The sequence below is a fragment of the Sphingobium sp. V4 genome, assembly GCF_029590555.1.
GTDB lineage: Bacteria > Pseudomonadota > Alphaproteobacteria > Sphingomonadales > Sphingomonadaceae > Sphingobium.
On record NZ_CP081001.1, the window covers coordinates 551,132 to 573,769 of the forward strand.

21 protein-coding genes and 1 pseudogene are annotated in these 22,638 nt (G+C 64.3%); 11 read left to right on the top strand and 11 right to left on the bottom strand.

Annotated features, from left to right (window positions below; genetic code table 11):
- Positions 1-165: 165 nt before the first annotated feature.
- The 5 genes from ureC to K3M67_RS02795 form a co-directional block, all read right to left on the bottom strand.
- A complete protein-coding gene (gene ureC / locus K3M67_RS02775; RefSeq protein WP_285832195.1) occupies positions 166-1,878 on the bottom strand; it encodes an urease subunit alpha in 1,713 nt (570 codons plus the stop codon).
- 1 nt (position 1,879) lies between these two features.
- Positions 1,880-2,185: an urease subunit beta gene (locus tag K3M67_RS02780; RefSeq protein ID WP_066861735.1), complete on the bottom strand. Its 306-nt coding sequence runs from the start codon at positions 2,183-2,185 to the stop codon at positions 1,880-1,882.
- Between the two features lie 115 nt (positions 2,186-2,300).
- The gene (locus K3M67_RS02785) at positions 2,301-2,603 is read right to left on the bottom strand and encodes an urease subunit gamma (RefSeq protein ID WP_066861669.1); all 303 of its coding nucleotides are present in this window, start codon (positions 2,601-2,603) and stop codon (positions 2,301-2,303) included.
- Positions 2,604-2,610: 7 nt separating this feature from the next.
- Positions 2,611-3,459, bottom strand: a complete 849-nt coding sequence (locus K3M67_RS02790; RefSeq protein ID WP_285832196.1) for an urease accessory protein UreD — start codon at positions 3,457-3,459, stop codon at positions 2,611-2,613.
- Positions 3,460-3,578: 119 nt separating this feature from the next.
- A complete protein-coding gene (locus K3M67_RS02795; RefSeq protein WP_285832197.1) occupies positions 3,579-5,072 on the bottom strand; it encodes an agmatinase family protein in 1,494 nt (497 codons plus the stop codon).
- A gap of 327 nt (positions 5,073-5,399) precedes the next feature.
- Between K3M67_RS02795 and K3M67_RS02800 the strand changes: the two genes are divergently transcribed.
- The 6 genes from K3M67_RS02800 (at position 5,400) to K3M67_RS02825 (ending at position 13,005) form a co-directional block, all read left to right on the top strand.
- Positions 5,400-5,972 (top strand): thioredoxin domain-containing protein, encoded by a 573-nt coding sequence (locus K3M67_RS02800; protein ID WP_285832198.1) that lies wholly within the window; start codon positions 5,400-5,402, stop codon positions 5,970-5,972.
- Between the two features lie 62 nt (positions 5,973-6,034).
- Positions 6,035-6,505: a (2Fe-2S)-binding protein gene (locus tag K3M67_RS02805; RefSeq protein WP_066861658.1), complete on the top strand. Its 471-nt coding sequence runs from the start codon at positions 6,035-6,037 to the stop codon at positions 6,503-6,505.
- Positions 6,502-8,685, top strand: coding sequence for a xanthine dehydrogenase family protein molybdopterin-binding subunit (locus K3M67_RS02810; protein ID WP_285832199.1), 2,184 nt, complete (start codon positions 6,502-6,504; stop codon positions 8,683-8,685). The genes K3M67_RS02805 and K3M67_RS02810 overlap by 4 nt, the downstream gene beginning before the upstream one ends.
- Positions 8,686-9,636: 951 nt before the next feature.
- On the top strand, positions 9,637-10,428 hold the full coding sequence (locus tag K3M67_RS02815; RefSeq protein WP_157102578.1) for a peptidylprolyl isomerase: 792 nt from the start codon (positions 9,637-9,639) through the stop codon (positions 10,426-10,428).
- A 1-nt stretch (position 10,429) separates the two neighbouring features.
- Entirely contained in the window at positions 10,430-11,443 is a 1,014-nt protein-coding gene (locus tag K3M67_RS02820) for a HupE/UreJ family protein (RefSeq protein WP_066861648.1), read from the top strand.
- Positions 11,440-13,005: a tetratricopeptide repeat-containing sulfotransferase family protein gene (locus K3M67_RS02825; protein ID WP_285832200.1), complete on the top strand. Its 1,566-nt coding sequence runs from the start codon at positions 11,440-11,442 to the stop codon at positions 13,003-13,005. Before K3M67_RS02820 ends, K3M67_RS02825 begins: the two co-directional genes overlap by 4 nt.
- On the opposite strand, the gene K3M67_RS02830 is transcribed toward K3M67_RS02825, so the two are convergent.
- The 4 genes and pseudogenes from K3M67_RS02830 to K3M67_RS02845 form a co-directional block, all read right to left on the bottom strand.
- Positions 13,002-13,757: a TIGR02186 family protein gene (locus tag K3M67_RS02830; RefSeq protein WP_066861640.1), complete on the bottom strand. Its 756-nt coding sequence runs from the start codon at positions 13,755-13,757 to the stop codon at positions 13,002-13,004. The genes K3M67_RS02825 and K3M67_RS02830 overlap by 4 nt on opposite strands.
- A 2-nt stretch (positions 13,758-13,759) precedes the next feature.
- Positions 13,760-14,674 (bottom strand): sulfite exporter TauE/SafE family protein, encoded by a 915-nt coding sequence (locus tag K3M67_RS02835; protein WP_285832201.1) that lies wholly within the window; start codon positions 14,672-14,674, stop codon positions 13,760-13,762.
- 59 nt (positions 14,675-14,733) lie between these two features.
- Positions 14,734-15,810: a hypothetical protein gene (locus tag K3M67_RS02840; RefSeq protein ID WP_285832202.1), complete on the bottom strand. Its 1,077-nt coding sequence runs from the start codon at positions 15,808-15,810 to the stop codon at positions 14,734-14,736.
- Positions 15,807-16,523: pseudogene (locus K3M67_RS02845) on the bottom strand (glycosyltransferase family 2 protein); the annotation flags it as partial. The gene K3M67_RS02840 and the pseudogene K3M67_RS02845, both read right to left, overlap by 4 nt.
- Before the next feature lie 77 nt (positions 16,524-16,600).
- Between K3M67_RS02845 and tnpA the strand changes: the two are divergent.
- The 3 genes from tnpA to tnpC all read left to right on the top strand — a co-directional run bounded on the left by tnpA (position 16,601) and on the right by tnpC (position 19,093).
- A complete protein-coding gene (tnpA, locus tag K3M67_RS02850; RefSeq protein WP_285832881.1) occupies positions 16,601-17,062 on the top strand; it encodes an IS66-like element accessory protein TnpA in 462 nt (153 codons plus the stop codon).
- Positions 17,059-17,412, top strand: coding sequence for an IS66 family insertion sequence element accessory protein TnpB (tnpB, locus tag K3M67_RS02855; protein ID WP_285832203.1), 354 nt, complete (start codon positions 17,059-17,061; stop codon positions 17,410-17,412). Before tnpA ends, tnpB begins: the two co-directional genes overlap by 4 nt.
- Before the next feature lie 154 nt (positions 17,413-17,566).
- Positions 17,567-19,093: an IS66 family transposase gene (tnpC, locus tag K3M67_RS02860; protein WP_285832882.1), complete on the top strand. Its 1,527-nt coding sequence runs from the start codon at positions 17,567-17,569 to the stop codon at positions 19,091-19,093.
- A gap of 652 nt (positions 19,094-19,745) precedes the next feature.
- Here the strand turns inward: tnpC and K3M67_RS02865 are convergent.
- Both K3M67_RS02865 and K3M67_RS02870 read right to left on the bottom strand, forming a co-directional pair.
- A complete protein-coding gene (locus K3M67_RS02865) occupies positions 19,746-20,156 on the bottom strand; it encodes a hypothetical protein (RefSeq protein WP_285832204.1) in 411 nt (136 codons plus the stop codon).
- A gap of 116 nt (positions 20,157-20,272) precedes the next feature.
- A complete protein-coding gene (locus tag K3M67_RS02870) occupies positions 20,273-21,088 on the bottom strand; it encodes a TIGR04255 family protein (RefSeq protein WP_285832205.1) in 816 nt (271 codons plus the stop codon).
- 263 nt (positions 21,089-21,351) lie between these two features.
- Between K3M67_RS02870 and K3M67_RS02875 the strand changes: the two genes are divergently transcribed.
- Both K3M67_RS02875 and K3M67_RS02880 read left to right on the top strand, forming a co-directional pair.
- Positions 21,352-21,885: an HNH endonuclease gene (locus K3M67_RS02875; RefSeq protein ID WP_285832206.1), complete on the top strand. Its 534-nt coding sequence runs from the start codon at positions 21,352-21,354 to the stop codon at positions 21,883-21,885.
- A gap of 176 nt (positions 21,886-22,061) precedes the next feature.
- Positions 22,062-22,568: a thermonuclease family protein gene (locus K3M67_RS02880; protein ID WP_285832207.1), complete on the top strand. Its 507-nt coding sequence runs from the start codon at positions 22,062-22,064 to the stop codon at positions 22,566-22,568.
- Positions 22,569-22,638 lie beyond the last annotated feature (70 nt).

Here is a 22,638-nt window from a genome sequence, read left to right on the forward strand (position 1 = left end):
GGTGGTGGGGTTCGATCAGGTTCAACTGCCCCCGGCAGTTGAAGGTCATGCCGGGGGCATGACCGACCTGATCGACGCTATCGAGATCGGGACACCCCTCCATCACCGCCTTCGGCGGCGGTCCCCCCGCCCCTATGGGGGAGGAATTGGGCCTGACCTCAACCATCAGAACAGGAAATAGCGCTGCGCGAAGGGCAGCACGCTGGCCGGTTCGCAGGTAAGCAGTTCGCCGTCGGCCCGCACCTCATAGGTCTCGGGATCGACCTCGATATGCGGCATCGCGTCATTGAGGATCATCGACGCCTTGCCGATCCCGCCGCGCGTGTTGCGCACCGCCTCCAGCGGGCGCGCCAGTTGCAGCCGCTCGCGGATGCCCTCCGCGATACCCGCTGCCGACACGAAATGCACCGCAGACAAGGCGCCGGCCCGGCCCAGCGCGCCGAACATCGGGCGGTAATGGACCGGCTGGGGCGTCGGGATGCTGGCATTGGGATCGCCCATCGGCGCGGTGGCGATGCTGCCGCCCTTGATGACCATGTCGGGCTTCACCGCGAAGAAAGCGGGCGACCAGAGCACCAGATCGGCCAGCTTCCCGACCGCGATCGACCCGACAATGTGCGAAATGCCATGGGCGATCGCCGGGTTGATCGTATATTTGGCGATGTAGCGCTTCGCGCGGAAATTGTCGCTGTCGGCGTCGTCCGACTCCAGGCTCCCACGCTGCTGCTTCATCTTGTCCGCCGTCTGCCAGCAGCGGATGATCGTTTCGCCCACCCGGCCCATCGCCTGGCTGTCCGACGACATCATGGAGAAGGCGCCCAGGTCGTGGAGAATATCCTCCGCCGCGATCGTCTCCTTGCGGATGCGGCTGTCGGCGAAGGCGACATCCTCGGCGATGCGCGGGTCGAGATGATGGCACACCATCAGCATGTCGAGATGTTCCTCGATCGTGTTGACGGTGTAGGGCCGCGTGGGATTGGTGGAGGAGGGCAGGACATTGGGCAGCCCCGCCAGCTTGATGATGTCGGGCGCATGGCCGCCGCCCGCCCCTTCGGTATGGAAGGCGTGGATGGTGCGGCCCTTGAACGCGCCGATCGTGCTTTCGACGAAGCCTGCTTCATTCAGCGTGTCGGTATGGATCGCGACCTGGATATCATACTCGTCGGCGACCGACAGGCAGCAGTCGATCGCGGCGGGCGTCGTCCCCCAATCCTCGTGCAGTTTGAGGCCGCATACGCCCGCGCGGGCCATCTCCTCCAGCGCGTGCGGCTGGCTGGCATTGCCCTTGCCCATCAGGCCGAAATTCATCGGCATGGTTTCGAGTGCCTGGAACATCCGCCCGATATGCCAAGTCCCCGGCGTGCAGGTCGTGGCCAGCGTGCCATGCGCCGGGCCGGTGCCGCCGCCCAGCATGGTGGTGATGCCGGCGTTGAGCGCCTCCTCCACCTGCTGAGGGCAGATGAAGTGGATATGCGCGTCGATGCCGCCGGCGGTCAGGATGCGCCCTTCGCCCGCGATGATCTCCGTGCCTGGGCCGATCGGGATGGTGACGCCGGGCTGGACATCGGGATTGCCCGCCTTGCCGATCGCGGCGATCAGGCCGTCGCGGATCGCCACGTCCGCCTTGATGATCCCCCAATGGTCCAGGATCAGCGCGTTGGTGATGACCGTGTCGGGCGCGCCATCCCCACGGCTCATCTGGCTCTGGCCCATGCCGTCGCGGATCACCTTGCCGCCGCCGAACTTCACCTCCTCGCCATAGATGGTGCGGTCTTCCTCGACCCGGATGAGCAGCGAAGAGTCGCCCAGCCGCACCCGGTCCCCCACGGTCGGCCCGAACATGCCGGCATAGGCGCGGCGGCTCATGGTTACGGGCATGTCAGAGCGCCCCCATCACATCGCCGCGAAAGCCGATCACCACCCGATCGCCCGCATAGGGGATGACTTGCACGTCGCGGCTCTGCCCCGGCTCGAAGCGGACGGCGGTGCCCGATGGAATGTCCAGCCGATACCCCCGCGCCGCGTCGCGATCGAAGACCAGCGCGGGGTTCGTCTCGGCAAAATGATAATGGCTGCCCACCTGGATCGGCCGGTCGCCGCTGTTGGCGACGGTCAGCGTGATGGGCTCTCGCCCTGCGTTCAGCACGATGTCGCCGGGGACGGGGATGATTTCGCCGGGGATCATCATGCTGACCTCCCGACCCGTTCGGGCTGAGCTTGTCCAAGCCCCGCTCTTTCCGGAAGAGAAGAACGGCCCTTCGACAGGATGAGGGCGAACGGATTGAGGGGCAAGATACTGTTCACCGGATCGGCCTGTGCACGGTGACGAGCTTGGTGCCGTCCGGAAAGGTCGCCTCCACCTGAATGTCGTGGATCATCTCGGCTACGCCCTCCATCACCTGGTCGCGAGTCAATATATGGCCGCCGCTCGCCATCAGCGCGGCCACGGTCTGGCCGTCGCGCGCGCCCTCCACCACATGGTCGGTGATGAGCGCGATCGCTTCGGGGTGGTTGAGCTTCACCCCGCGCTCCAGCCTGCGCCGCGCGACGATCGCCGCCATGGCGATCAACAGCTTGTCCTTTTCGCGCCCCGTCAGATTCATGATGGTCCTAACAGTAACAGATGGTCGGCATGGTTGGCGACAGGCCGAAGATCGCCGCGCGCAGCACGCCGGCCGCGCGCATCACATCCTTGCGCAGCGCCTGCGGATCGGCGGCGGTCAGGCGCAGGATCAGCAGGCCGTCGAAGCTGGTCGCGCCCGCGCCCGGCCCCGCGAACAGGCTGCGCGCCAGGTCGAGATAGTCTGCGGCGTCCGGTCCGGCATAGACCAGAGTGGCGATGGCGGTGGCATCGCCGAAGCCGAACGGCGCGCGACCCTGGGCGGCGAAATCGCCCTCGACGTGCAGCGTGTCGGCCCAGACCAGCCGGCCGTTACGGCGGATGCGCCAGGCGTCGTGGATCAGGCCGCTGGCATAGGTTTCGCCCATCGCGCCGCGCCCCAGCACCAGCATCTCCATCGCCAGCATCCGCGCGTCGAGGGCGAGGTTCGCGTCCAGCGTGCGGCGCATCCGGCTGCGGTCGAACAGGATCGCCTCCTGCGCCAGCCATTCGCAGGTCGCGCCCGCGCCGATCGTGATGCGCGTGTCGATCCGCGTCGGCTCGTCCTCGTCCAGCGCGCGGTAGAGCTTCTCCGCCGCCTGCGGGACGATCGTCGCGGCCGCCGTCGGATCGACGATGATGTCGAGCGCCAGCCGGTCTCCGCCGGTGAGGCCACCGCTGGTGGTGACGGTGACGGCCAGCGGGAAGTCGCCATCGCGCCCGTCGGGAAACAGCAGCCGGGCCGGCGCCACCTGCATCATGTCGCGGATGCCGCGCGGGGAGAAGGCGACCATCGCGCGTCCATCGACCCGCTGGTGCCGGGAGCGGGGCGGCGGGACGATGGCGCGTTGGACGGTCATGGGCACCATCTGGTCAGGCCCGGCGGGTCACGACATGGGGCATATGACGTATGGGACGAGAGGGCGGCCGGCTCTGCCGGCACGCCCTGGCTCATTCCTCCCCGTGCGCGGGAGGGAAATTACGTCGTCGGCCGACGGCCGCCCCGCGCGAAATTGGGATCGACCTTCTCGGCCTTGCCCTCCTTCGCGGCCTTCTCGCCATGGAAGGGCTGGCCATGCTCGGTGGTCAGGTCTGACAGGAAGCCGGGCTGCCTGATGCCCTTCTTGCGCATGGCGACGCCGGTCAGGCAGGCGTGCATGATGAAATTGGCGTTCAATGCGCTGCGATAGGTCGGGTCCAGCACCGGCGCCAGTTCCACGATCTCGAAACCGACCAGCTCGTTTTCCGCGCACAGGCGCCGCACGATCGGGATCGCCTCGCGCATGGTCAGGCCACCGGGAACCGGGGTGCCGGTGCCGGGGATGAAGGCGGGGTCCAGCACGTCCACGTCGAAAGAGACATAGAGCTTCTTGCCGCTCTCCCGCGCCTCCTTGAGCGCGCGCTCCATCGTGGCGGCCCAGCCATTTTTCTCGACTTCCGGCATCGCATGGTAACGCACGCCATTGTCGCGCATCCATTCGAAGCCTTCCTTTTCCGGCCACGGCCCGCGCAGGCCGACCTGGATATAGTTCTTGCCCAGCACATGGCCTTCCTTGACCGCGCGATAGACCGGGGCGCCATGGGTGATGAAATGGACGCCGCCCTTGCCCGCATCATAGTGGGAATCGAAATGGACGACGCCGAAGCTGCCCTTGCCATGGACATCGGCGATGCCGGCGACGTCGCTATATTCCAGGCTGTGGTCGCCCCCGACGATGAAGGGGATGGCACCGGTGCGGGCGATCTCCGCCACGCGCTCGCGGACATGGGCGACGGTCCGTTCGGTCGACATATTGTCGACGGCGATGTCGCCATAATCCACGATCTTCAGTTCCTTGGACGGATCGACCATCGTGTACATGTCGATCCCGCCCGCGCCATATTGGGTCCGCATGGCCGACGGGCCGCCCTTCGCGCCGCGGTAGCCCGATCCCATGTCGAGCGGCGCGCCCACGATCGCGACATCGACCTTGCCCGCGACCAGATCCTCGGGGAAAATCGCGACCGGCGCGCCGGCGAAGGTCGCGATGCCGCCGCCATAGACGCCACCCCCACGGCCATTGGCGTAATAGCTGAGTTCGAACGGACCCGGCTCACGCTTGGGGTCCAGGCCATCGGGCCGGCGCAGCTTCCAGCCGTTGAAATTCTCGTTCCCAGTATCGAGCGGGATCGCCGCCATGTCGGCCTTGGGGTTGAACTTCGACGCTTCCACCGCGTCCATCATCGCCTCGACATAGGCGTCGATTTCCTGCGGACTCTTGGTCGCCAGCCGTTCGAACAGCTTGTCATAGGAGCCGGCGAACATTTCCGCCGGGTCGGAGGTCAGGAAGTCCCGCTTTTCCTTGGACAGCCTCTTGATCTTGGCTTCCAGCGCGGGCGGGATGGCCGGCTTGTCATTCTGCGCGACCACGGCCGCCGACGAGATGACCGTGGCGGCGAGCAAGGCGCCCAGCAGCCCATATTTCATCCTCATGCCTTCTGTTCCCCTAAATTCGGACATTCGTCCCGAAAGCTAGAGGCGGAGGACAATGCGGCACATGGGGCGATTGACGTAGCTCCCGGCAACGGCCCGGACTCACCGGGGAGTCCGGGCCGGAGCAAGCGCCATGGGAGAGGTGTTTTGCGCGCTTGCTGCGGGGCGGCCTGCGCCGCCCGAGAGGATCCTGCGAACGACCCTGGTTCCGACATAGCGGCCGGGGCGCGCGGCGCCCTACGTCAAACGCCCTATCGAGCGGGATCGCCGGGCGGGTTAGCGCGATGGTCGGGCATCTGGATCCCCTGTCAAAGGCTTTGGCCATACGTGCTGATCGCATCGCTTTTCCTTCTCTGGATCATCGTCATCCTGCTGGCCGTTGCGGTGGTCGCGCTGGCGCGGCAGGTGCGCCTGTTGCAGGATCGCGGCGGAGCTGCGGCCGCGCGCGGCCTCCCCATGACGGCAGGCGCGGCCCCGGTGGTCAGTGCGCCGACGCTGGCTGGAGACATGCTGACGATCGGCGGGCCGAGCGCCGACGGGCGGGCGATGCTGCTGCTGTTCATCCGCCCCGGTTGCGCGGCAAGTCGGTCCGCCATCCGCGACGCGCTGGCGCTGACCGATCGCAAGCAGCTGCGACTGCTGTTCCTTGGCGAAGGGCGGGCCGAGGATTATGGCGATCTGCTGCGCCAGCATCGCATCCGTGACACCGACATCATCCTGAACGCGGACGTGCTCGGCGATTATCGCGCGGGGGACCGTCCGTCCGCCGCGCTGATCGACGCGCGGGGGCGGCTGCTCGCGCGCGGGGTGGTGGAGGCGCGCGAGCAGCTCGATGCGCTGCTGGTCCATGTCCAGCCGCAGGAGAGCGAGGCGGACGACAAGATTCCGATCCTGTCCTGAACCTGCTGGACAGGAGGATGCGGATCGGCATCTAATGAAGGCATCAGTAACGGGGTAGCGACATGAGCGTCAGCTTTACGGTGAATGGCGAGAGGCGGCAGGTCGAGGGGGATCCGGCCAAGCCGTTGCTGTGGGTGCTGCGCGAGGATCTCGCCATGGTCGGCACCAAGTTCGGCTGCGGCGCGGGCCTGTGCGGCGCCTGCACCGTGCATGTCGGCGGGGAAGCGGTGCGATCCTGCCAGACGCCGCTGGGCGATGTCGCGGGCAAGGCGATCACCACGATCGAGGGCGTGCAGACGGGGGACGCGGGCAAGCGCATCGCCGCCGCCTGGATCAGGCATGACGTGCCGCAATGCGGCTATTGCCAGGCCGGCCAGATCATGAGCGCCACTGCGCTGCTCGCCACCACGCCAAAGCCCAGCGACGAGGAGATCGACGCGGCGATGATGGGCAATCTGTGCCGTTGCTCCACCTATGTCCGCATCCGCGCGGCGATCAAGGACGCTGCCGGCATCGTGGAGGCAAAAGCATGAGCGCCGCCACTCTGTCCCGCCGGGGCTTCATCTCCGCCTCGCTGCTGGCCGGGGGCGGGCTGCTGTTCGACCTCAATTTGGCCGTAGCGCAGGCGGCCGACGGCACGCCCGTCATCCTCACCGCCTTCATCCGCATCCTTCCCGACAATCGCGTCATCATCGGCGCGAAGAATGCGGAGATCGGGCAGGGGGCCAAGACCATGCTGCCCATGATGATCGCCGAGGAACTGGACGTCGACTGGAGCCAGGTGACGATCGAGCAGACCCATGCCGATGCAAAGATTTTCGGCGGCCAGAGCGCGGGCGGCAGCCGCACCACACCGCGCGAATGGCTGCCCACGCGGCAGGCGGGTGCGGCGGCGCGCGCGATGCTGGTCGCCGCCGCCGCGCAAGGCTGGGGCGTCGCGCCCGACACGCTCAGGACCGGCGGCGGCAAGGTGACGGACCCCGCATCGGGCAAGTCGGCGACCTATGCCTCGCTCGCGGCGGCAGCGGCGAAGCTGCCCGCGCCCGATCCGGCGACGCTGAAGCTCAAGGACCCCGCCGCCTTCCGCATCATCGGCCAGTCGGTCGGCGGCGTCGACACCCCGGCCATCGTCGCGGGCAAGCCGCTGTTCGGCATCGACTTCACGCTGCCGGACATGCTCTGCGCCGTGCTGGAAACCTGCCCGGCCCATGGCGGCACGTTCAAGTCCGCCAATCTGGACGAAGTGAAGGCGCTCCCCGGCATCGCCCATGTGCTGACGATCAAGGGCGACGGCACGCCGGAGTCCGGCCATGACGGCGTCGCCATCCTCTCGAAAAGCTGGTGGAGCGCCAACCAGGCGCGCGAAACGCTCAAGGTCGATTGGGACATGAGCGCCGTCAGCGGCTTTTCGACCGAAAGCTATGCCGCGCAGGCCGCCGAACGGCGCAAGGGCAAGGCCGACGGCGACATCGTCCGCACCGGCGACATCGCGACCGCCTTTGCCGCCGCCGCCAAGACGGTGACGGCCGATTATGCCTATCCCTTCCTCGCCCATGGCACGCTGGAGCCGCAGAACTGCACGGCGTTGTTCAAGGACGGCGCGATCGAAATCTGGGCGCCGACGCAAAACCCCGAAAGCGGCCGCGCGCTCGTGGCCAAGGCGCTGAACCTGCCGCCGGAGAAGATCCGCATCAACTTCACCCGCATCGGCGGCGGCTTCGGCCGGCGCCTGATGAACGACTATATGGTGCAGGCCGCCGTGATCGCGGCGCAGGTGCCGGGCGTGCCGGTGAAGCTGCTCTGGACCCGGCAGCAGGACATCCAGCGCGATTTCTACCGCCCCGCCGGGTGGCACGGCTTGCGCGCCGGACTCGACAAGGGCGGCAATCTGACCGCCTTCCACGATCATTTCATCACCTTCGGCAAGGACGGCAAGCCGCTCCGATCGGCGGAAATGCCCGCCAGCGAACTGCCCGCCGGGCTGATCGACCATGTGCTGCTGGAACAGAGTTTCCTTGCCACCAACATGCCGACCGGCTGGCTGCGCGCGCCCGGCTCCAACGCGCTCGCCTTCGTCACGCAGGCTTTCCTGGACGAAGTCGCGCAGGCGGCGGGCAAGGACTTGCCGACTTTGATGCTGGACCTGCTCGGCGATCCGAAGGAACTGCCGCGCGGCCCCAACGCCCCGCCCTTCGTCACCGTCCGCGCAAAGGGCGTGATCGAGAAGGCCGTCGCCATGAGCGGCTGGGCGAACCGCAAGGCGCTGCCCAAGGGGACCGGCAAGGGTTTCGCCTTCTACTACAGCCATATGGGCTATTTCGCCGAAGTGGTGGAGGTCGCGATTGTGGACGGCAGCCCCAGGGTCAAGACCGTCTGGGTCGCGGGCGATGTCGGCAGCCAGATCATCAACCCCATCAACGCCCTGCACCAGGCGCAGGGTTCGGTGATCGAGGGGCTGGGCCAGGCGCTGGCCGGGCAGCAGATCACCCAGGTCGGCGGCGCGGTGGAACAGGCCAATTACGACACCCATCCCTATCTGCGCATCAACGACGCGCCGCAGATCATCGTCGAGTTCGTGAAGACCGCCTATCCGCCCACCGGCCTTGGCGAACCCGCTCTGCCGCCGGTCATCCCCGCCCTGGTCAACGCCATCCACGCCGCCACCGGAAAACGCATCCGCACCCTGCCGATCACCGCGGACATGTTGGCGTAGGCGGGCTGGGGAGAAGCGACCATTTGTGGTCATTAAGCCCGGGCATGGACTTACCTCAAAGCCCGTCATTTGCAAATCCATTGGGAAATGCCTTATGGCTTGGTCATGAGCATCTTCGCCCTCATCCGAAAGATAATTGACCGTGAATGGATCAAAGTTGATTGGACTGGCAGTCAAACGCTAACTCATCGACTTATAGCATTTCTACCTTTGCTGATTTCTTGCGGGCTGGCATCAATCCCGGCACCCACTTGGCTTCAAACCACCATTATTGTGGTTGGCTGCTTGGCATTTTTTTGCGCGACAATGTGGATCGAAGGGCGGCGGCTAAGGGGAACAGGCGCATTCTCGACAAAGAGGTCAGAAAAAATAGCGCAACGCAGTCGTCTGCGACAGAAACAACCGCACAGTGGAAAAGGTGATAGCTGAAATAATCTGGCGGCTATCATGAGGTCTATCCTCGAAAGCTGCCTATCCGCTTTCCACCCCTTTCCGTCATCGCGAGCGTAGCGAAGCAATGACGGTGAGGATAGTTTGAGAGCCGACAGGTTCCGGACCACCCCTGCCAGCTACCGCCGTTGACCGATCTCCCCTTCAAATCCCGCCCTTCCAATGTAGGATTTTCTCTGGTCTATCCTCTCCGATGGACCCGTCCGCCGCCCTGCCTCCGCTCGCGCCTGTCGCCGCCTTGTCGCGCCAGTGGCGCGTGATCGGTGCGTCGGTGGTGCGTCAGTGCCGCGTCACAGACGCGTCGCAGGCGCGTCGCTGTGACCTTGCGTCCGGAAAATGGCGGAAATGCGTCGGCGTAACGCCCTGCGACGGTGTGAACTTCGGGTCGTCGCCCCATGCGTCATTTGACGTAGAGGGGGGTGCCGGGAGGATCGTCATAACCGCCAGAAGGCCCGCCTGTGTGGCAGCTGTGAAAGGAAGCAAGCGTTGATGCGCCGTTTGATGACTCCGCTCCGCGGATTGGCGAACCGCGATCCGTTTCTGGTGTTTCTCGCCGTGGCGGCGGCGATCTTCGCGCTCTACTGGGCCGTGACCGCCCGGCGCGAGACGATCGACGTGCCGCTCTCGGTCCAGAAGAGCCTGTCCGACGATTATGAGATGATGGCGGGCAGGAAGCCCGATGCACAGGCAAAGGCCAAGCTGATCCACGATTATGTCGCCGACGAGCTGCTGTTCCGCGAAGCGGTGGAGCGGGGGATGCACATGACCGACAAGACCACGAAGCAGCGGCTCATCGACCGTGTCCGCTTCATGATCGCGGGCGCGCCCGCCGATCCCAGCGAGGACCAGCTGATGGGCTATTACGCCACCCATCGCGAGCTGTACCGCGCCGAACCGCGTCTGTCGGTCGATCATGTCTTTTTCGAGCAGCGGCCGGGCAATGAATCCGCGTTGCTGGCGACGCTGCGGTCGGGCGGCACCGTGAAGGGCGACGATTTCTGGATGGGGCATGATCTGCCCGACTATGGCGAATCCATGCTGCGCGGCATGTTCGGCCAGTCCTTTCTCGATGTGCTGAGGAAGACGCCGACCGGCCAATGGGTCGGCCCGCTCAAATCGACGCGCGGCTGGCATTTCGCCCGCGTGCGCAATCGCGGTGCGTCCGCCATGCTGCCCTATACCGACGTGCGCGACCAGGTGAAGCAGGATTATCTGGCGGCCGAAACCGGAGCGCTGGTCGAACAGGAAGTGAAGCGGCTGGAAGCGGGCTATGCCGTCCGGGTGGAACAATAGAATGGTGCGGCCCGTCCTGCTGAATATGCTGCTGGTGCTGGCGGCGTTGGTCGGCTTCGCCGCGCCGGCGCAGGCGGACGTGTTCCGTGTCGGCGACTTCAGCATTCAGCCGGGCATCGATCCGGGCAGTTTCGACCTCAGCGCCTCCATCCCGTCGGTCCTGGCCAGCGACAAGCCGCTCGGCTTGCCCGATGGCTGTCGCGAGACGAGCCGGGAAAAGCTGACCGAAGCCGTGATGACGCGCTATGCGATCGGCATCGCCTGCGACCGGGCGCTGGCGGCCGACGATGCGATCGTGACGCCCTGGGCAGTCGATGGCGGCACCTTCCTTTCCACCGCGACCGGCGCGCGCGTGCAGCAGGCGTTGCAGCCCGATGGCGACACGCTGTCGCTGCCGATCGGCGAGACGGCCGCGCGGACGCGGGCGCTGCCGGAGATCGCCGTCGAATATACGGCGCAGGGTATCGTCCATATATTGGGCGGCTGGGATCATCTCGCCTTCGTCCTGTGTCTCTGCCTGCTGGCGCGCGGGCGCCTCCTGCTGGCGCTGGTGACGACCTTCACCATCGGCCATTCGCTCAGCCTGGCGCTCGCCTTTTTCGACATCGTCAAGGTGCCGGTTCCCCCGGTCGAGGCCGTCATCGCCCTCTCCATCGCCTTCATGGCGCGGGAAGCGATCGCCGCGCAGCCGGGTGACATGGCCGATCCGCACAAGCGCCGCCGCCAGCTGGCGGTCGTCGCGGGCTTCGGCCTGCTCCATGGCCTGGGCTTTGCGACGGTGCTGCGGGAACTGGGCGTGGCGCCGCAGGAGCGGCTGTCGGGACTGCTGTTCTTCAACGGCGGCGTGGAGCTGGGGCAGTTGATCTTCGTGGCGCTGGTGCTGTCGGCGATGAAGCTGGCCGCGATTTTCGACCGCGACCAATGGGTGCGGCAGGCCGCGCTCTACGGGGCCGGGATCATCGGCTGTTTCTGGGTGATCGAGCGGGTGGCGGGCTTCACCCTGCAAACCGCATGAGCCTGGAGGTGACGGCGCGCGCCGCACTGGCGCGGGGCGATCTGCCCGCCGCCGCGCAGGCGGCGCAACGGCTGGCCATGACGCAGCCGGGCAAGCCCGCCGGCTTCTTCCTGCTGGGCATGGCCGCCGCCGAGGCGGGACAGGTGGCAAAGGCGCTGCCGATGCTGGAGCAGGCCGTGGCGTTGGGCGGGGAGGCGGAACATCTGGCCCAATATGCGAAGCTGCTGATCCTGCTGCGCCGCGATGGCGAGGCGGGAAAGGCCGCGCGCGCGGCGCTTGTCGCGGCGCCGGTGGACGCGCTGACGCTCGACACGATCGGTTGCGTGCTGGCCCGGCTGGGCGATCATGAGGCATCGGTCACGCCCTTCGAGGGGGCGGTGGCTGCCGACCCGGACAATCTCGGCTATCGCTACAATCTTGCCGCCGCCTATGGCTTCACCGGGCGGGTCGCGGCGGCGCGGGATCATTATGAGACGATCCTTCGGGTAGATCCGGGCGACGCGCGGGTCCATTATGCGCTGGCGATCCTGGCGAAGCAGACGGCGGAGGCGAACCATGTCCCGCGCCTCGAAGCCGCGCTTGCCGCAGCGACCAAACCGGAAGACCGGCTGCGCATCCGCTATGCACTGGCCAAGAGTCATGAGGATCTGGGCAACGGCGCCGAAGCCTTCGCCAGCCTGTCTGCCGCCAATGCCGCGCACAAGCAGGCGATCGGCTATGATTTCGCGCAGGACGCGGCGATTTTCGACGCTATCGAGCGGCTATATGCTAACGGTGCGTCTGCGGCCGGAGGAGTGGGGCTGGACGAGCCGGCGCCGATCTTCATCGTCGGAATGCCGCGCACCGGCACCACCCTGGTCGACCGCATCCTGTCCTCGCACCCGCAGGTCGGGTCGGCCGGCGAGTTGCAGGCCATGCCGCTTGCCGTGAAGCAACTCGCGGGCACACGGTCCCGGCTGGTCATCGACCCGGAGACGATCGCGGCCAGCGCGGGGATCGATCCGCGCGCCGTGGGTCAGGCCTATATGGCGCGGGCCAGCCATCACCGGCCGGAAGGCAAGGCGCGCTTCATCGACAAGCTGCCGGCCAATTTCCTGTATGTCGGGCATATCGCAAGCGCGCTGCCCAAGGCGACGATCCTCTGCCTGCGCCGGCATCCGATGGACACGGTCTGGAGCAACTACAAGAATCTCTTCGCCAGCCAGTCCGCTTACTATGCCTACAGCTATGACCTGATGGACATAGCGCGCTACTATGCGCGCTTCGATAGGCTGATGGCGATGTGGGAGCGGCTGTTTCCGGGGCGGGTGCTGCAACTATCCTATGAAGCGCTGGTGGCGGAGCAGGAGACCCAGACGCGGCTCTTGCTGGCGCATTGCGGCCTCGACTGGAACCCGGCCTGTCTGTCCTTCCATGAAAACAGGGCGGCGGTGGCGACCCCGAGCGCCGCGCAGGTGCGTCGCCCGCTCAACGCCGACGCCATCGGTCGCTGGAGGCGGCACGAAGCCGCGCTCGCACCGGTCCGCAACTGGCTGGAGGGGCAGCGGATCGCGCTTGATTAGAGGCGGCGGGCGATCGCGCCCGCCGTCCAGCCCATGCCGACCGCCAGGGCGATGGCGGCGAGGCCGTATAGAAAGGACCAGCTTTCAGCCGCCACCGCCATGAACTGTTCGAAACCGGACTTCCGCACGGTGATATCGCGCACCGCCGCCGCGACGACCCGGCCGTCCTGCACCAGGAAGGTCTCGGCGGTGTAATCGCCGACGATGACGCGGGCGGACAGAGGCAGGCGGGCGCGGTAAAGCACGCCGTCGCTGATCTCGATCGTGCCGGGGCGCTCGACGAACAGCCCGGCGCGCTGGCGCAGATCGACGAGGCCCGCCTGGAACCGGTCCAGTTCCGCGCTGTCGTTGAGCGAGGAGGGGGACAGTTGCAGCTTGTCGACGCCCAGTTCGTAGATGGCGGCGGTGCGTTCATCGACGATCTGGTTGATCGGGCGCGACGATGCCATTGCGTAGAAACTCGGCGCGGATTCGAAACGGGCGCGGTCGACATTGACCCAGATTCCGGCGACCTTCTGTTTTTCACGCATCTGGATCGATTGGTCCGGCCCCTTGAGCACGACCACGACATCGGCCGGCTTTTCCGGCCGTACCCCGCCCGGATAGACGATCGCGCCGAACAGCAGCAGGTCTGCGCCGGTGAAGCTGTACTGGATTTCGACCTCGCGCTGCGAGACATCGGGCACCAGTTGCGGTTCGTCCGCCGCGCCCAGCAACAGCGATGCCGCGAACAGGGCCAGGCGGCGGCGCATTGTCAGCGCACCTCTATCGTGTAGATTTCGTCCGGCCGGAACCCCAGGCCCAGCGCCATGCGCGCGGCGACCAGCAGCACGATGGCGGCGAGCAGGATGCGCAGATATTCGGGCCGGATCGTCATGGAAATTCGAGTCCCGACTTGCGCTCCGGTCACGCTGCCGATCAGCAGCAGCATCGCCAGGACCAGGTCGACCGCCTTGGTCGTCATGGCGTGCATCATCGTCGTTGCGATGGTCACGAACAATATCTGGAACAGGGACGTGCCGACCACCGACTGCGTCGTCATGCCGAGCAGATAGAGCATCGCGGGGACCAGGATGAAGCCGCCGCCGACACCCAGCAACATGGTGAGAATGCCCGTCGCCATGCCGAGCAGCAGCGGCGCCAGCGGCGATATGTAAAGGCCCGAACGATAGAAGCGCCAGCGCATCGGCAGCGCGGCGACCAGCGGATGGTGCCGCCGCTTGCGTGCTGGAGGCTTGCGGCCGGTCTTGAGTGCGATCAGCGCCTGGATCGATTCCTTGGCCATCAGCCCGCCGATGCCACCCAGCATGAGGACGTAGAGGATGCCGATGACGGTATCGATCTGTCCCAGATACTGGAGCAGGCGGAAGATGAGGACACCGAGCCCCGCGCCAACGACGCCCCCGGCGATCAGTACGCCGCCCATGCGGAAATCGACAGTGCCGCGAGACATGTGCGTGACCACGCCCGAAACGCTGGCGCCCGTGACCTGCGAGGCTGCGGACGCGGCGGCCACCGTCGGCGGGATGCCGTAGAAGATGAGCAAAGGGGTCGTCAGGAAACCACCGCCCACCCCGAACATGCCCGACAGCAGGCCTACGACACCACCCAGGCCGATGATGACCAGCGCGTTCACCGACAAATTGGCGATGGGCAGGTAAAGATCCATGGCTTCTCAACGCCTAGTCGTAAAGCGCGGCGATATAAAGGCGGCTTGGGCGATGTCGGTCAAAAATCCGCCGCGAGCGTCACGGCCAGGCCGGAGGCGGGCGCGGCCTTGCCGGCGATCCTCTCCCGCCATTCGATGGAGAGGCGCGCGGCATTGTCGAGAATGGGAAGGCGGACCTGAATTTCCGGGCCGATGTCGAGCCGTTCCACGCCAGGTTGCGCGCCCCCGGAAAGCGCCGCGCCGATCCGCAGCGGTGTCTTTGCGATAGGCGAGAGGAGCGACATCTTGCCATCGACGAAAGCGTCGCGGCGATGAAAGCCGACCAGCCCGGCCTGGACATAGGCTTCGGCATCGACGCCTGGAGCGACACGGACAGAACCAAAGCCGCCGGCGGCGAGAATGGCCATGGCGTTGCGCGATCCGTCGCCCAGCGCAACGCGTCGCTCGATCGCGAAGCTGACGGGAAGGGCGCGGAATGGCTGGACCGCAAGGCCGATGGCACCTTCCTGTGCCGCGGGGCTTTCGAGCGCGCTCGTGAGCCGTGCATAGGCCGCGGGCCGGCTGGGCGCGCCGGGGGGCAGCAGATAGTCGACGCGCAGGCCTGCTTGCGATCCGCCAAGCCGGCCTACCGTGGCGACGTCCGCACGGCTGATGCTGCCCGGCCGCCAGAGAAGCCAGCCGCTGCCGCGCCAGCGATCGGCTGATTTCATTGGAGTTGGACGGGCAGCGGGCACTGGTACCGCTGTGGGCTCGCCGGTCATCGCATCGGAGGCATGACGGCGGTTGGCAAATGCTGTGGTGAAGCGGATGAATTCCAGGAAATCCACCAATGCTCCATCGTTTTTGGTCGAGGACAGGGAAGCGACCGGCAGCGCTGGCCGGATGGCCGGCGCGAGCGGAGGTCGGGTTGTCGCGATGATCCAGCGTCTATGGGCCGGGAAGTGATGCAAATCGTTCGATCGCCTCTCTGCATAGCGATCCGGCGCGAAGCGGGCGGCCAGGGCAGGCGGCTGTGGCGGGATGTCGGGACCTGGCGCATCCGGTGGCCCGAGATGCGCGATCAGACGGGTCGTGACCCAGCCGATCATCAGCAGGGCGAAGAAGCGCAAGGGGCGACCGCCTCTGGTCGCCGTCATGGATCGGTCCGCAGGTCGGGGAAATGATGCTGGGTCTTGTCCCAGGTCAGCGGCGTGCCCAGCAGTGAGCGGATATAGAGGTAGATAGCGCGGCGGGCCGCGAGGATCGCGATATAGTTGGCGATCAAGGTGCGCGGGATGGCGCCCAGCCCATAGCGCCAGCCATAGGTGCGGGCGACGAACAGCACGCGCATCACGCCACGCCACAGCATCAGGCCGACATTCAGCCAGAGCAGGCTGGTCAGGTAAGGGGAGACGTTTTGGGGCGGGAGGGTATGGAACTGGCCTATCACCCACAGGATCGCCCAGAGCAGCAGCGTCACATAGGCTGCGAACAGCATCAGGGCCGCGAGTGCGGACCTTCGGTCCCGCAGCCGCATCCACCATTCCGCAGGACCGCCGCGCCAGCCCATCCGATCCCAGCCGGCCAGCGATATGCCGATCATCCAGCGCGCCTTCTGCTTCACCGCGGCATCGATGCTGTCGGGGAAATATTCGCGGGTCGCAACCAGCTCTCCGGTCGCGTCGCGCATCCGGATGAAGACGCTGCGTCCGCCCATGTCGCGGATGCGCAGGCCCGCCTCATAGTCCTCAGTCAGCGAGGAAGGGTCGAACGGGCCATAAGCAGGGTCATGCGCCAGCGCCTCCAGTGCATCCCGTTCGAAGGCGCAGGCGACGCCGGCCGAGGGAACGGAGGCGCCCAGCGCCTCACGGTAAGCGGTCAAAATCCCCCACATTTTCATGATTTGGCGATTTGGTAGGTGTTGAGCCTTGCATATGCGAGGTGGCGATGAGTGGTGATTTCGAAACCAATTTCGAAACTGAAAGGGGTGGGAGGGCAGGCAAGGCCGAGCGTCTTGATGTCATTCCCTTGTCGAATGGCAACCGTGGATGGACGCCGGCGGCGAAGGCGCGGATCATAGAGGAGAGTTTCAAGCAGGGAGCGAATGTGGCCGAAGTGGCGCGGCGTCATGGCATGCTCCCGCAACAGCTTTATAACTGGCGAGGGCGTTTCCGAGAGCGGGCCGAGGGGATGGGCTTTGTTCCCGCAGTGATCGAAGGCCCGCCGGCACCTCCCGTACCGTCGCTATCTTCTGGGCCACCGGCGCCTGCAGTGCCATCGTTGCCCGCGAGCCCGAGGAGTGGCGGTGAGATCGTCATCGAGACCCGCGGGCTGTCGATCCGCATCCCGTCGCACGTCGATGCCGACCATATCGAGCGGGTGCTTCTGGCCGCGCGGGTGACCACATGATCATCCCGCCCGGGCCGTTGAAGGTGCTTGTCGCGACGCAACCTGTGGACTTCAGGAAGGGCATGGTAGGCCTCGCATCACTGGTGCAGCAGGAACTGCAGCTCGACCCATTCTCTGGCATGCTTTTTGTCTTCCGGGCACGCCGAGCAGACAGGATAAAACTCCTGCTATGGGATGGCACCGGGCTCGTACTCGTGACGAAGCGGTTGCAGGATGGGAAGTTCCGCTGGCCCCGACCGGGAGACGGCGTGATGAAGCTGTCGGCGGCCCAGGCTTCGGCGTTGTTCGAGGGGCTGGACTGGTCGCGCATGCATGTGCCGCGCGTGCCAAAACCACTTCATGCACAGTAGATCGCACACCTGATTCTGTCTGGCGCAGGGGTGTTCCCAGCCGTGCGAAACCGGCTAGAATACGGGCGTGGCGGCGCATCCCGAACCCCCTCTCGAGACCAGCCCGGAGGTTGGATATGACGAGCTTCCCGATAATGTGGAGCAGCTCAAGGCGATGGTGCTGGCCGAGCGCGCTCGCGCGGCGCGGCTCGAACATATCCTCAAGCTGATCAACCGCTCGACCTTCGGCAAGCGTTCGGAAAAGCTCCCGGTCGATCAACTGGCATTGACGCTGGAAGATCAGGGCGTCGCCCTTGGCGAAGCCGATGGCTTGCAGGACAAGGCCGCCGAGGAGGCCGAACGTTATGGCCTCAGGCCGCGTCGTCGACGGGCTCCGGATGCCGAGCGCGCATCACTGCCAGCGCATCTGCCGCGCTTCGAGACAGTGATCGAGCCCGAAAGCCTGGAATGTGCCTGTGGCGGGGCGCTACACAAGATCGGTGAGGACCGGTCCGAAAGGCTCGACATCATCCCGGCCCAGCATCGTGTGATGGTGACGATCCGACCCCGCTATGCCTGCCGCTGCTGCAGCGACGGCGTTCGCCAGGCGTCGGCCCCGGCGCATGTAGTGCCGGGCGGCTTGCCGACCGAAGCGCTGATCGCCGATGTTCTGATCAATAAATATTGCGATCACCTGCCGCTCTATCGGCAATCGAAGATCTTCGCCCGGCAAGGCATCGAGATCAGCCGCGCCACTATGGCGAACTGGGTTGGTCGTGGCATCGCTGCGCTGATGCCCATCACCGACAGGATGCGCGCCGATGCGCTTGCCCGTGCCCGCCTGTTCGTCGACGAAACTACGGTCAAGGTGCTGGCGCCGGGAACGGGCAAGACGAAAACCGGCTACATGTGGGTCATAGTGTGCGACGATCGCGCTCATGGCGGCGTGGATCCGCCTCTGGCGCTCTATACCTATATGCCGGGACGCGGAAAAATGTGGGCCAGGCAGTTGCTGGGGTCATACCAGGGCATCCTACAGGTCGATGCCTGGCAGGCTTATGACCAGTTCGGCAAGGACGATGGCGCCGACGCCGGCGTCACGAAGTCCTTTTGTTGGGCTCACCTGCGACGCGGCTTCGTCGATGCAGGCAGCGATGCCCCGGTCGCGCAGGACGCCTTGCAGCGCATTGCCGAAATCTATCGCATCGAGAAGGAAATCCGGGGGCGCACGGCCGATGAACGCCTTGCCGTCAGGCAGGAGCAAACCCGTCCACTGGTCGACAAGCTCCATGCCTGGTTCGCCGCCACCGCACCGCGCATGATGGCTGGATCGGCAACGAGCGATGCGATGAAATATGCGCTCAAGCGCTGGGCGGGCTTTACCCGGTTCCTCGACGACGGCAGGATCGAGATCGACAATAACGCCGCCGAACGGGCCGTCAGGCCGGTGACTCTCCAAAGAAAAAATGCACTCTTCACCGGCCACCAACTCGGCGCTGAAAACTGGGCAGCGATCTCCTCGCTGGTCGAAACCTGCAAGATGCTGGACATCAACCCCTACGCCTATCTCTGCGATGTCCTTACCCGGATCATCACCCGCGCGGATACCGATCCGATCGACGATCTGTTGCCCTACTGCTGGACCAATACCAACGCCGCGAACACCTCGTTCGAACTCAGCAGCATCGCAAGCGCCGCCTGATCGTTCAAATTACAGCCCCGCTCTCAAGGTCATGTGGGGGATTTTGACCGCTTACGCCTCACGCACGGTCAGGAGCTTGCCATGACTCTCCAATCATCGGCCGTTGGCGCAATTGTTTATCCCTGCACGAAGCAAATACGCCGCAGAACAGCGGCCTGCATCAAGTGCTAGCGTCGGCAGTTCAGTTAAACAGCTGGGGAGGTGAGAGCCGAGTAAATGATAGCTGATTTCCGGTAGATGGCACGAGCTTGGCCGCCCGTCACTGGCACGATAATTTCCCCGTGATACGGATTGGCCGCAGCGCTTAGCCCTAGACCTTCTTCTTGCGGTTTGGGCGTCCAAGCTACACCCTTGCTGTTCTCGCGAGCATCCCCCGCCCGAACGGCAAGTAAGGCGAACGTGTTTGGCAGCGAGCCAAACCGATCGATGGGCTTCAGGCCGTCTTTTTTTAGGAGGCAATCTAAGTCAACGGATATGCCAGCCTCGCCCCGCTTCCCTTTGAAAGCTTGATCAGAAATTTTTTGCCCGTTCACCGCACAAGGTACTATCTGCACTGGCGTTCGACAGTGCCGAACAAGAAGGTGATCGTCCGCGATACCACGATCATCTTCTCGGCTAGTCCCGAAATAGTCCTGAGGTGCCGGATCGCACATTAGGCCAAGGAGAAATCGGCGATCATTTTGAAGAGGCTAATCGCATCCCAGCCAAACTTCTCAGTTTCCGTGTCAGAGACGTTGTCGTGGACCCAACAGCTGATAGTCTCATCGGCATCGATCAGAAGGCCAATCGATATTTTCGGAAGATGCCATTCCGCCTGCACCGACCCATCGGCGCCAGGTACGAGTGAACCACGCTTCGAGTGCTTTGGCAGACATTGGCCTAGGAGCCCTGTGATGCGGTCAACCACCTCGTCATCGATTGGCTCGGCCCCGTAGCCGTCCCAATCGTAGGACAGGCCCTTGATCCTAAGAGATTGCTGTTCAATCCAAGTGGGATCACCATCGCCTTTGCTGACGCGTATCTCCTTCGAAGGCCGTAACCATACGGCATTCGGCGTGACCATCTCCATGTTCCAGGAAGACGCAGAGCCCTGAGATGGTCCCCATGGATGAGACAAGTCCCATCCCAAGGAAGAAGGCGCGCCCAGCGGCTTCGTGGCTGACGTTGAAGCAGTCGAGATCATAATCCTTGAAAACCTGCTTTCGCTTGCTCCGTCAACAATTCATCAAAACGCACACGAACATGCGCATGCGCCTTTTCGAAGAACTGCCACAGATTCTCCCAGTTAGTTTTGCCACTTGTCAAATGGAACTGGATGTTCAACGCTGACAGTGGGGCTGGATCGCCTTCCCGCATCAAGCCCGCCAAGCGCATTACGACGCTCATAGCTTCTTTTGCATCAGGGCCGCCATCACCGATGGGCTCAAGCCAATTGACCTGCCATGCCGCAGTTGGCCGTTTCCACGTCGAGCGCCAGTTGCTCAATACCTCGTCGATTCGGCGCGGTTCCTCCACCGACGATTCGAACGGGATGATATTATCGTAAAAGAGATTGCAGCCTACAATCTCAGGGTTTTCCAAGCCATGGCTCTTACGCCATTCGTTAATTAGTTCGAAATATGATGCAGCCGCTTGCGAGCACTCATCATACCCGGGGTAGGTGCTCAACGAGTTGAGATCGCCGCGTCTACGCCAATTCCATCCGGCAAAACGCTCCTGGAGCTGCACTAATCGCGTCTCGTCTTCGGAGACGAACCACCATCGGGGAGGAACGCCATTGTCGGAGGGGTCAAGGACGGGCGGAATGCCGAGGAATGGCCCTAGCTCTAAACCGCCGACCGGAGCTTGCCGCTCTACATTCGGATAAGTTTGCTCAAGGCTACGATGAATTTCTGCAGCGCCAAACGGATCGACAAGGGAATCCTTCGTTGCGATGAAAAAGCCCACCTCGTTGATGGGGGCACGAGCGAAGGATGCTGCAGCAACGGAACTCATATCGTCTCCCTTAGCGCGTGATCTATTCGTTTGCATCGGAATTGCAACGATTCTGCGAAGGGCTCGTTCTGTGCCAGGCGAGAAGATTGCGATTTGCCGGGGAAAGCTATTCAGTTGAACTGACATATCGGCGATGAAGGCGCCAAGGCCACGCTTTAGCCGTGGAAGCATTTTCCGCTACAATTTCAATAGGCCTTCCCCCATTTTGGTGCCATGACGACCCACGCGTTTTCGCGGGCTAGCGGGCAGTGGGGGAACCATAAATGACAGCAGACTTCGAAAAACGGCCGCCAATTCCGGCAGAGGTCAAGCGTCGCGTGCTGGTAGAAGCCGGACATCGCTGTGCGATTCCAACATGTCGCCATATCGAAACGGAGATCCACCACATTGTGCCATGGCACTTGTGCAAAGCGCATGAGTACGAGAACCTAATCGCCCTGTGCGCAAACTGCCATCGACGGGCTGATCGCGGAGAGATTGATCGCAAGGCGCTTCGCCTTTACAAATTTAATCTGCGGTTCGCGCACGACAAATTTTCTCAGATCGAAATGGATATGCTCTTTCATCTCGCAGCGCTTCCCACAGGGCGCGGTGAGCCTTGGGCGCCATTCATGCTGATCTTTTTTAAACGCTTGTTTGATATGAAATACGTGTCCGTTGTTCGGTCTGAAACAAGTATGATGGTCGTCCACGGAGTGAGATCAGATCCCGCGTTTTTGCTGGTAACTGACGCTGGGCGCCAGTTCATCGGAGAGTTAGGATTTCATGAGATAGACGATACCGATGACGGCAATTAATCTCGAGCTAACAAGCCTTCCAAGCTCTGCATAATTCAGCATTTCCGCAGCCTTCTCTGTAAAACGGAGAAAATGCCTCCTGTTTTAGATCAATAGGTTGTTTGGCGGATGTAAACCTAAACGCCTTGCCGACTCCGCTCGTTGCGCGTCTGCCGCGAAATCGGATAGGATGGGCCATGGGGCGGAACAACGAATGGAAAAGGGCGAGCGACGCCCGTCGGCGCAGGCAGCAAAAACAGCGCCTGTCGAATATCGGCCTGGTGGCAATCGGTCTTGCGCTGGGCGCGACGATCGGCGGCGGGATCATCCTCTGTCCGCAGGTGGCCGACGCCATCGGACCGGCGCGGTTCGGTTCCTGCCACGTCGGGGGCGGGACCAACTGTGTGGTTGATGGCGACACCTTCTGGATGGACGGGGAAAAGGTCAGGGTCGCCGATATCGACGCGCCCGAAACGCACCCGTCGCGATGCCCCATTGAGGAGCAACTCGGCAGCCAGGCCACGAAGCGTCTGCGTGAGCTGTTGAACTCCGGGCCGATCGAGCTGGCCGCAGCAGATCGCGACACCGATCGCTATGGCCGGAAACTCCACATCGTCTACCTGAAGGGGCAGAGCGTCGGCGGCATCCTTGTCAGCGAGGGGCTGGCGCGGACGTGGACGGGCAGGCGGGAGCCGTGGTGCTGATGATATACCGTTGGAAGGATCGACAAGACGATTTGACTAATCGGCCGAACCCATGGCCAGCGCGGATCGA

Bases quoted from the DNA above. Each gene is read 5' to 3' on its own strand.
- tnpC (WP_285832882.1), top strand. From the start codon at position 17,567: ATGGTGCTGGCCGAGCGCGCTCGCGCGGCGCGGCTCGAACATATCCTC.
- K3M67_RS02810 (WP_285832199.1), top strand. From the start codon at position 6,502: ATGAGCGCCGCCACTCTGTCCCGCCGGGGCTTCATCTCCGCCTCGCTG.
- K3M67_RS02795 (WP_285832197.1), bottom strand. From the start codon at position 5,072: ATGAGGATGAAATATGGGCTGCTGGGCGCCTTGCTCGCCGCCACGGTC.
- K3M67_RS02870 (WP_285832205.1), bottom strand. From the start codon at position 21,088: ATGAGTTCCGTTGCTGCAGCATCCTTCGCTCGTGCCCCCATCAACGAG.
- K3M67_RS02790 (WP_285832196.1), bottom strand. From the start codon at position 3,459: ATGACCGTCCAACGCGCCATCGTCCCGCCGCCCCGCTCCCGGCACCAG.
- K3M67_RS02840 (WP_285832202.1), bottom strand. From the start codon at position 15,810: ATGACGGCGACCAGAGGCGGTCGCCCCTTGCGCTTCTTCGCCCTGCTG.
- K3M67_RS02780 (WP_066861735.1), bottom strand. From the start codon at position 2,185: ATGATCCCCGGCGAAATCATCCCCGTCCCCGGCGACATCGTGCTGAAC.
- K3M67_RS02805 (WP_066861658.1), top strand. From the start codon at position 6,035: ATGAGCGTCAGCTTTACGGTGAATGGCGAGAGGCGGCAGGTCGAGGGG.
- tnpB (WP_285832203.1), top strand. From the start codon at position 17,059: ATGATCATCCCGCCCGGGCCGTTGAAGGTGCTTGTCGCGACGCAACCT.
- K3M67_RS02835 (WP_285832201.1), bottom strand. From the start codon at position 14,674: ATGGATCTTTACCTGCCCATCGCCAATTTGTCGGTGAACGCGCTGGTC.
- K3M67_RS02830 (WP_066861640.1), bottom strand. From the start codon at position 13,757: ATGCGCCGCCGCCTGGCCCTGTTCGCGGCATCGCTGTTGCTGGGCGCG.
- K3M67_RS02880 (WP_285832207.1), top strand. From the start codon at position 22,062: ATGGGGCGGAACAACGAATGGAAAAGGGCGAGCGACGCCCGTCGGCGC.
- K3M67_RS02785 (WP_066861669.1), bottom strand. From the start codon at position 2,603: ATGAATCTGACGGGGCGCGAAAAGGACAAGCTGTTGATCGCCATGGCG.
- ureC (WP_285832195.1), bottom strand. From the start codon at position 1,878: ATGCCCGTAACCATGAGCCGCCGCGCCTATGCCGGCATGTTCGGGCCG.
- tnpA (WP_285832881.1), top strand. From the start codon at position 16,601: ATGAGTGGTGATTTCGAAACCAATTTCGAAACTGAAAGGGGTGGGAGG.
- K3M67_RS02865 (WP_285832204.1), bottom strand. From the start codon at position 20,156: ATGGTCACGCCGAATGCCGTATGGTTACGGCCTTCGAAGGAGATACGC.
- K3M67_RS02875 (WP_285832206.1), top strand. From the start codon at position 21,352: ATGACAGCAGACTTCGAAAAACGGCCGCCAATTCCGGCAGAGGTCAAG.
- K3M67_RS02825 (WP_285832200.1), top strand. From the start codon at position 11,440: ATGAGCCTGGAGGTGACGGCGCGCGCCGCACTGGCGCGGGGCGATCTG.
- K3M67_RS02820 (WP_066861648.1), top strand. From the start codon at position 10,430: ATGGTGCGGCCCGTCCTGCTGAATATGCTGCTGGTGCTGGCGGCGTTG.
- K3M67_RS02815 (WP_157102578.1), top strand. From the start codon at position 9,637: ATGACTCCGCTCCGCGGATTGGCGAACCGCGATCCGTTTCTGGTGTTT.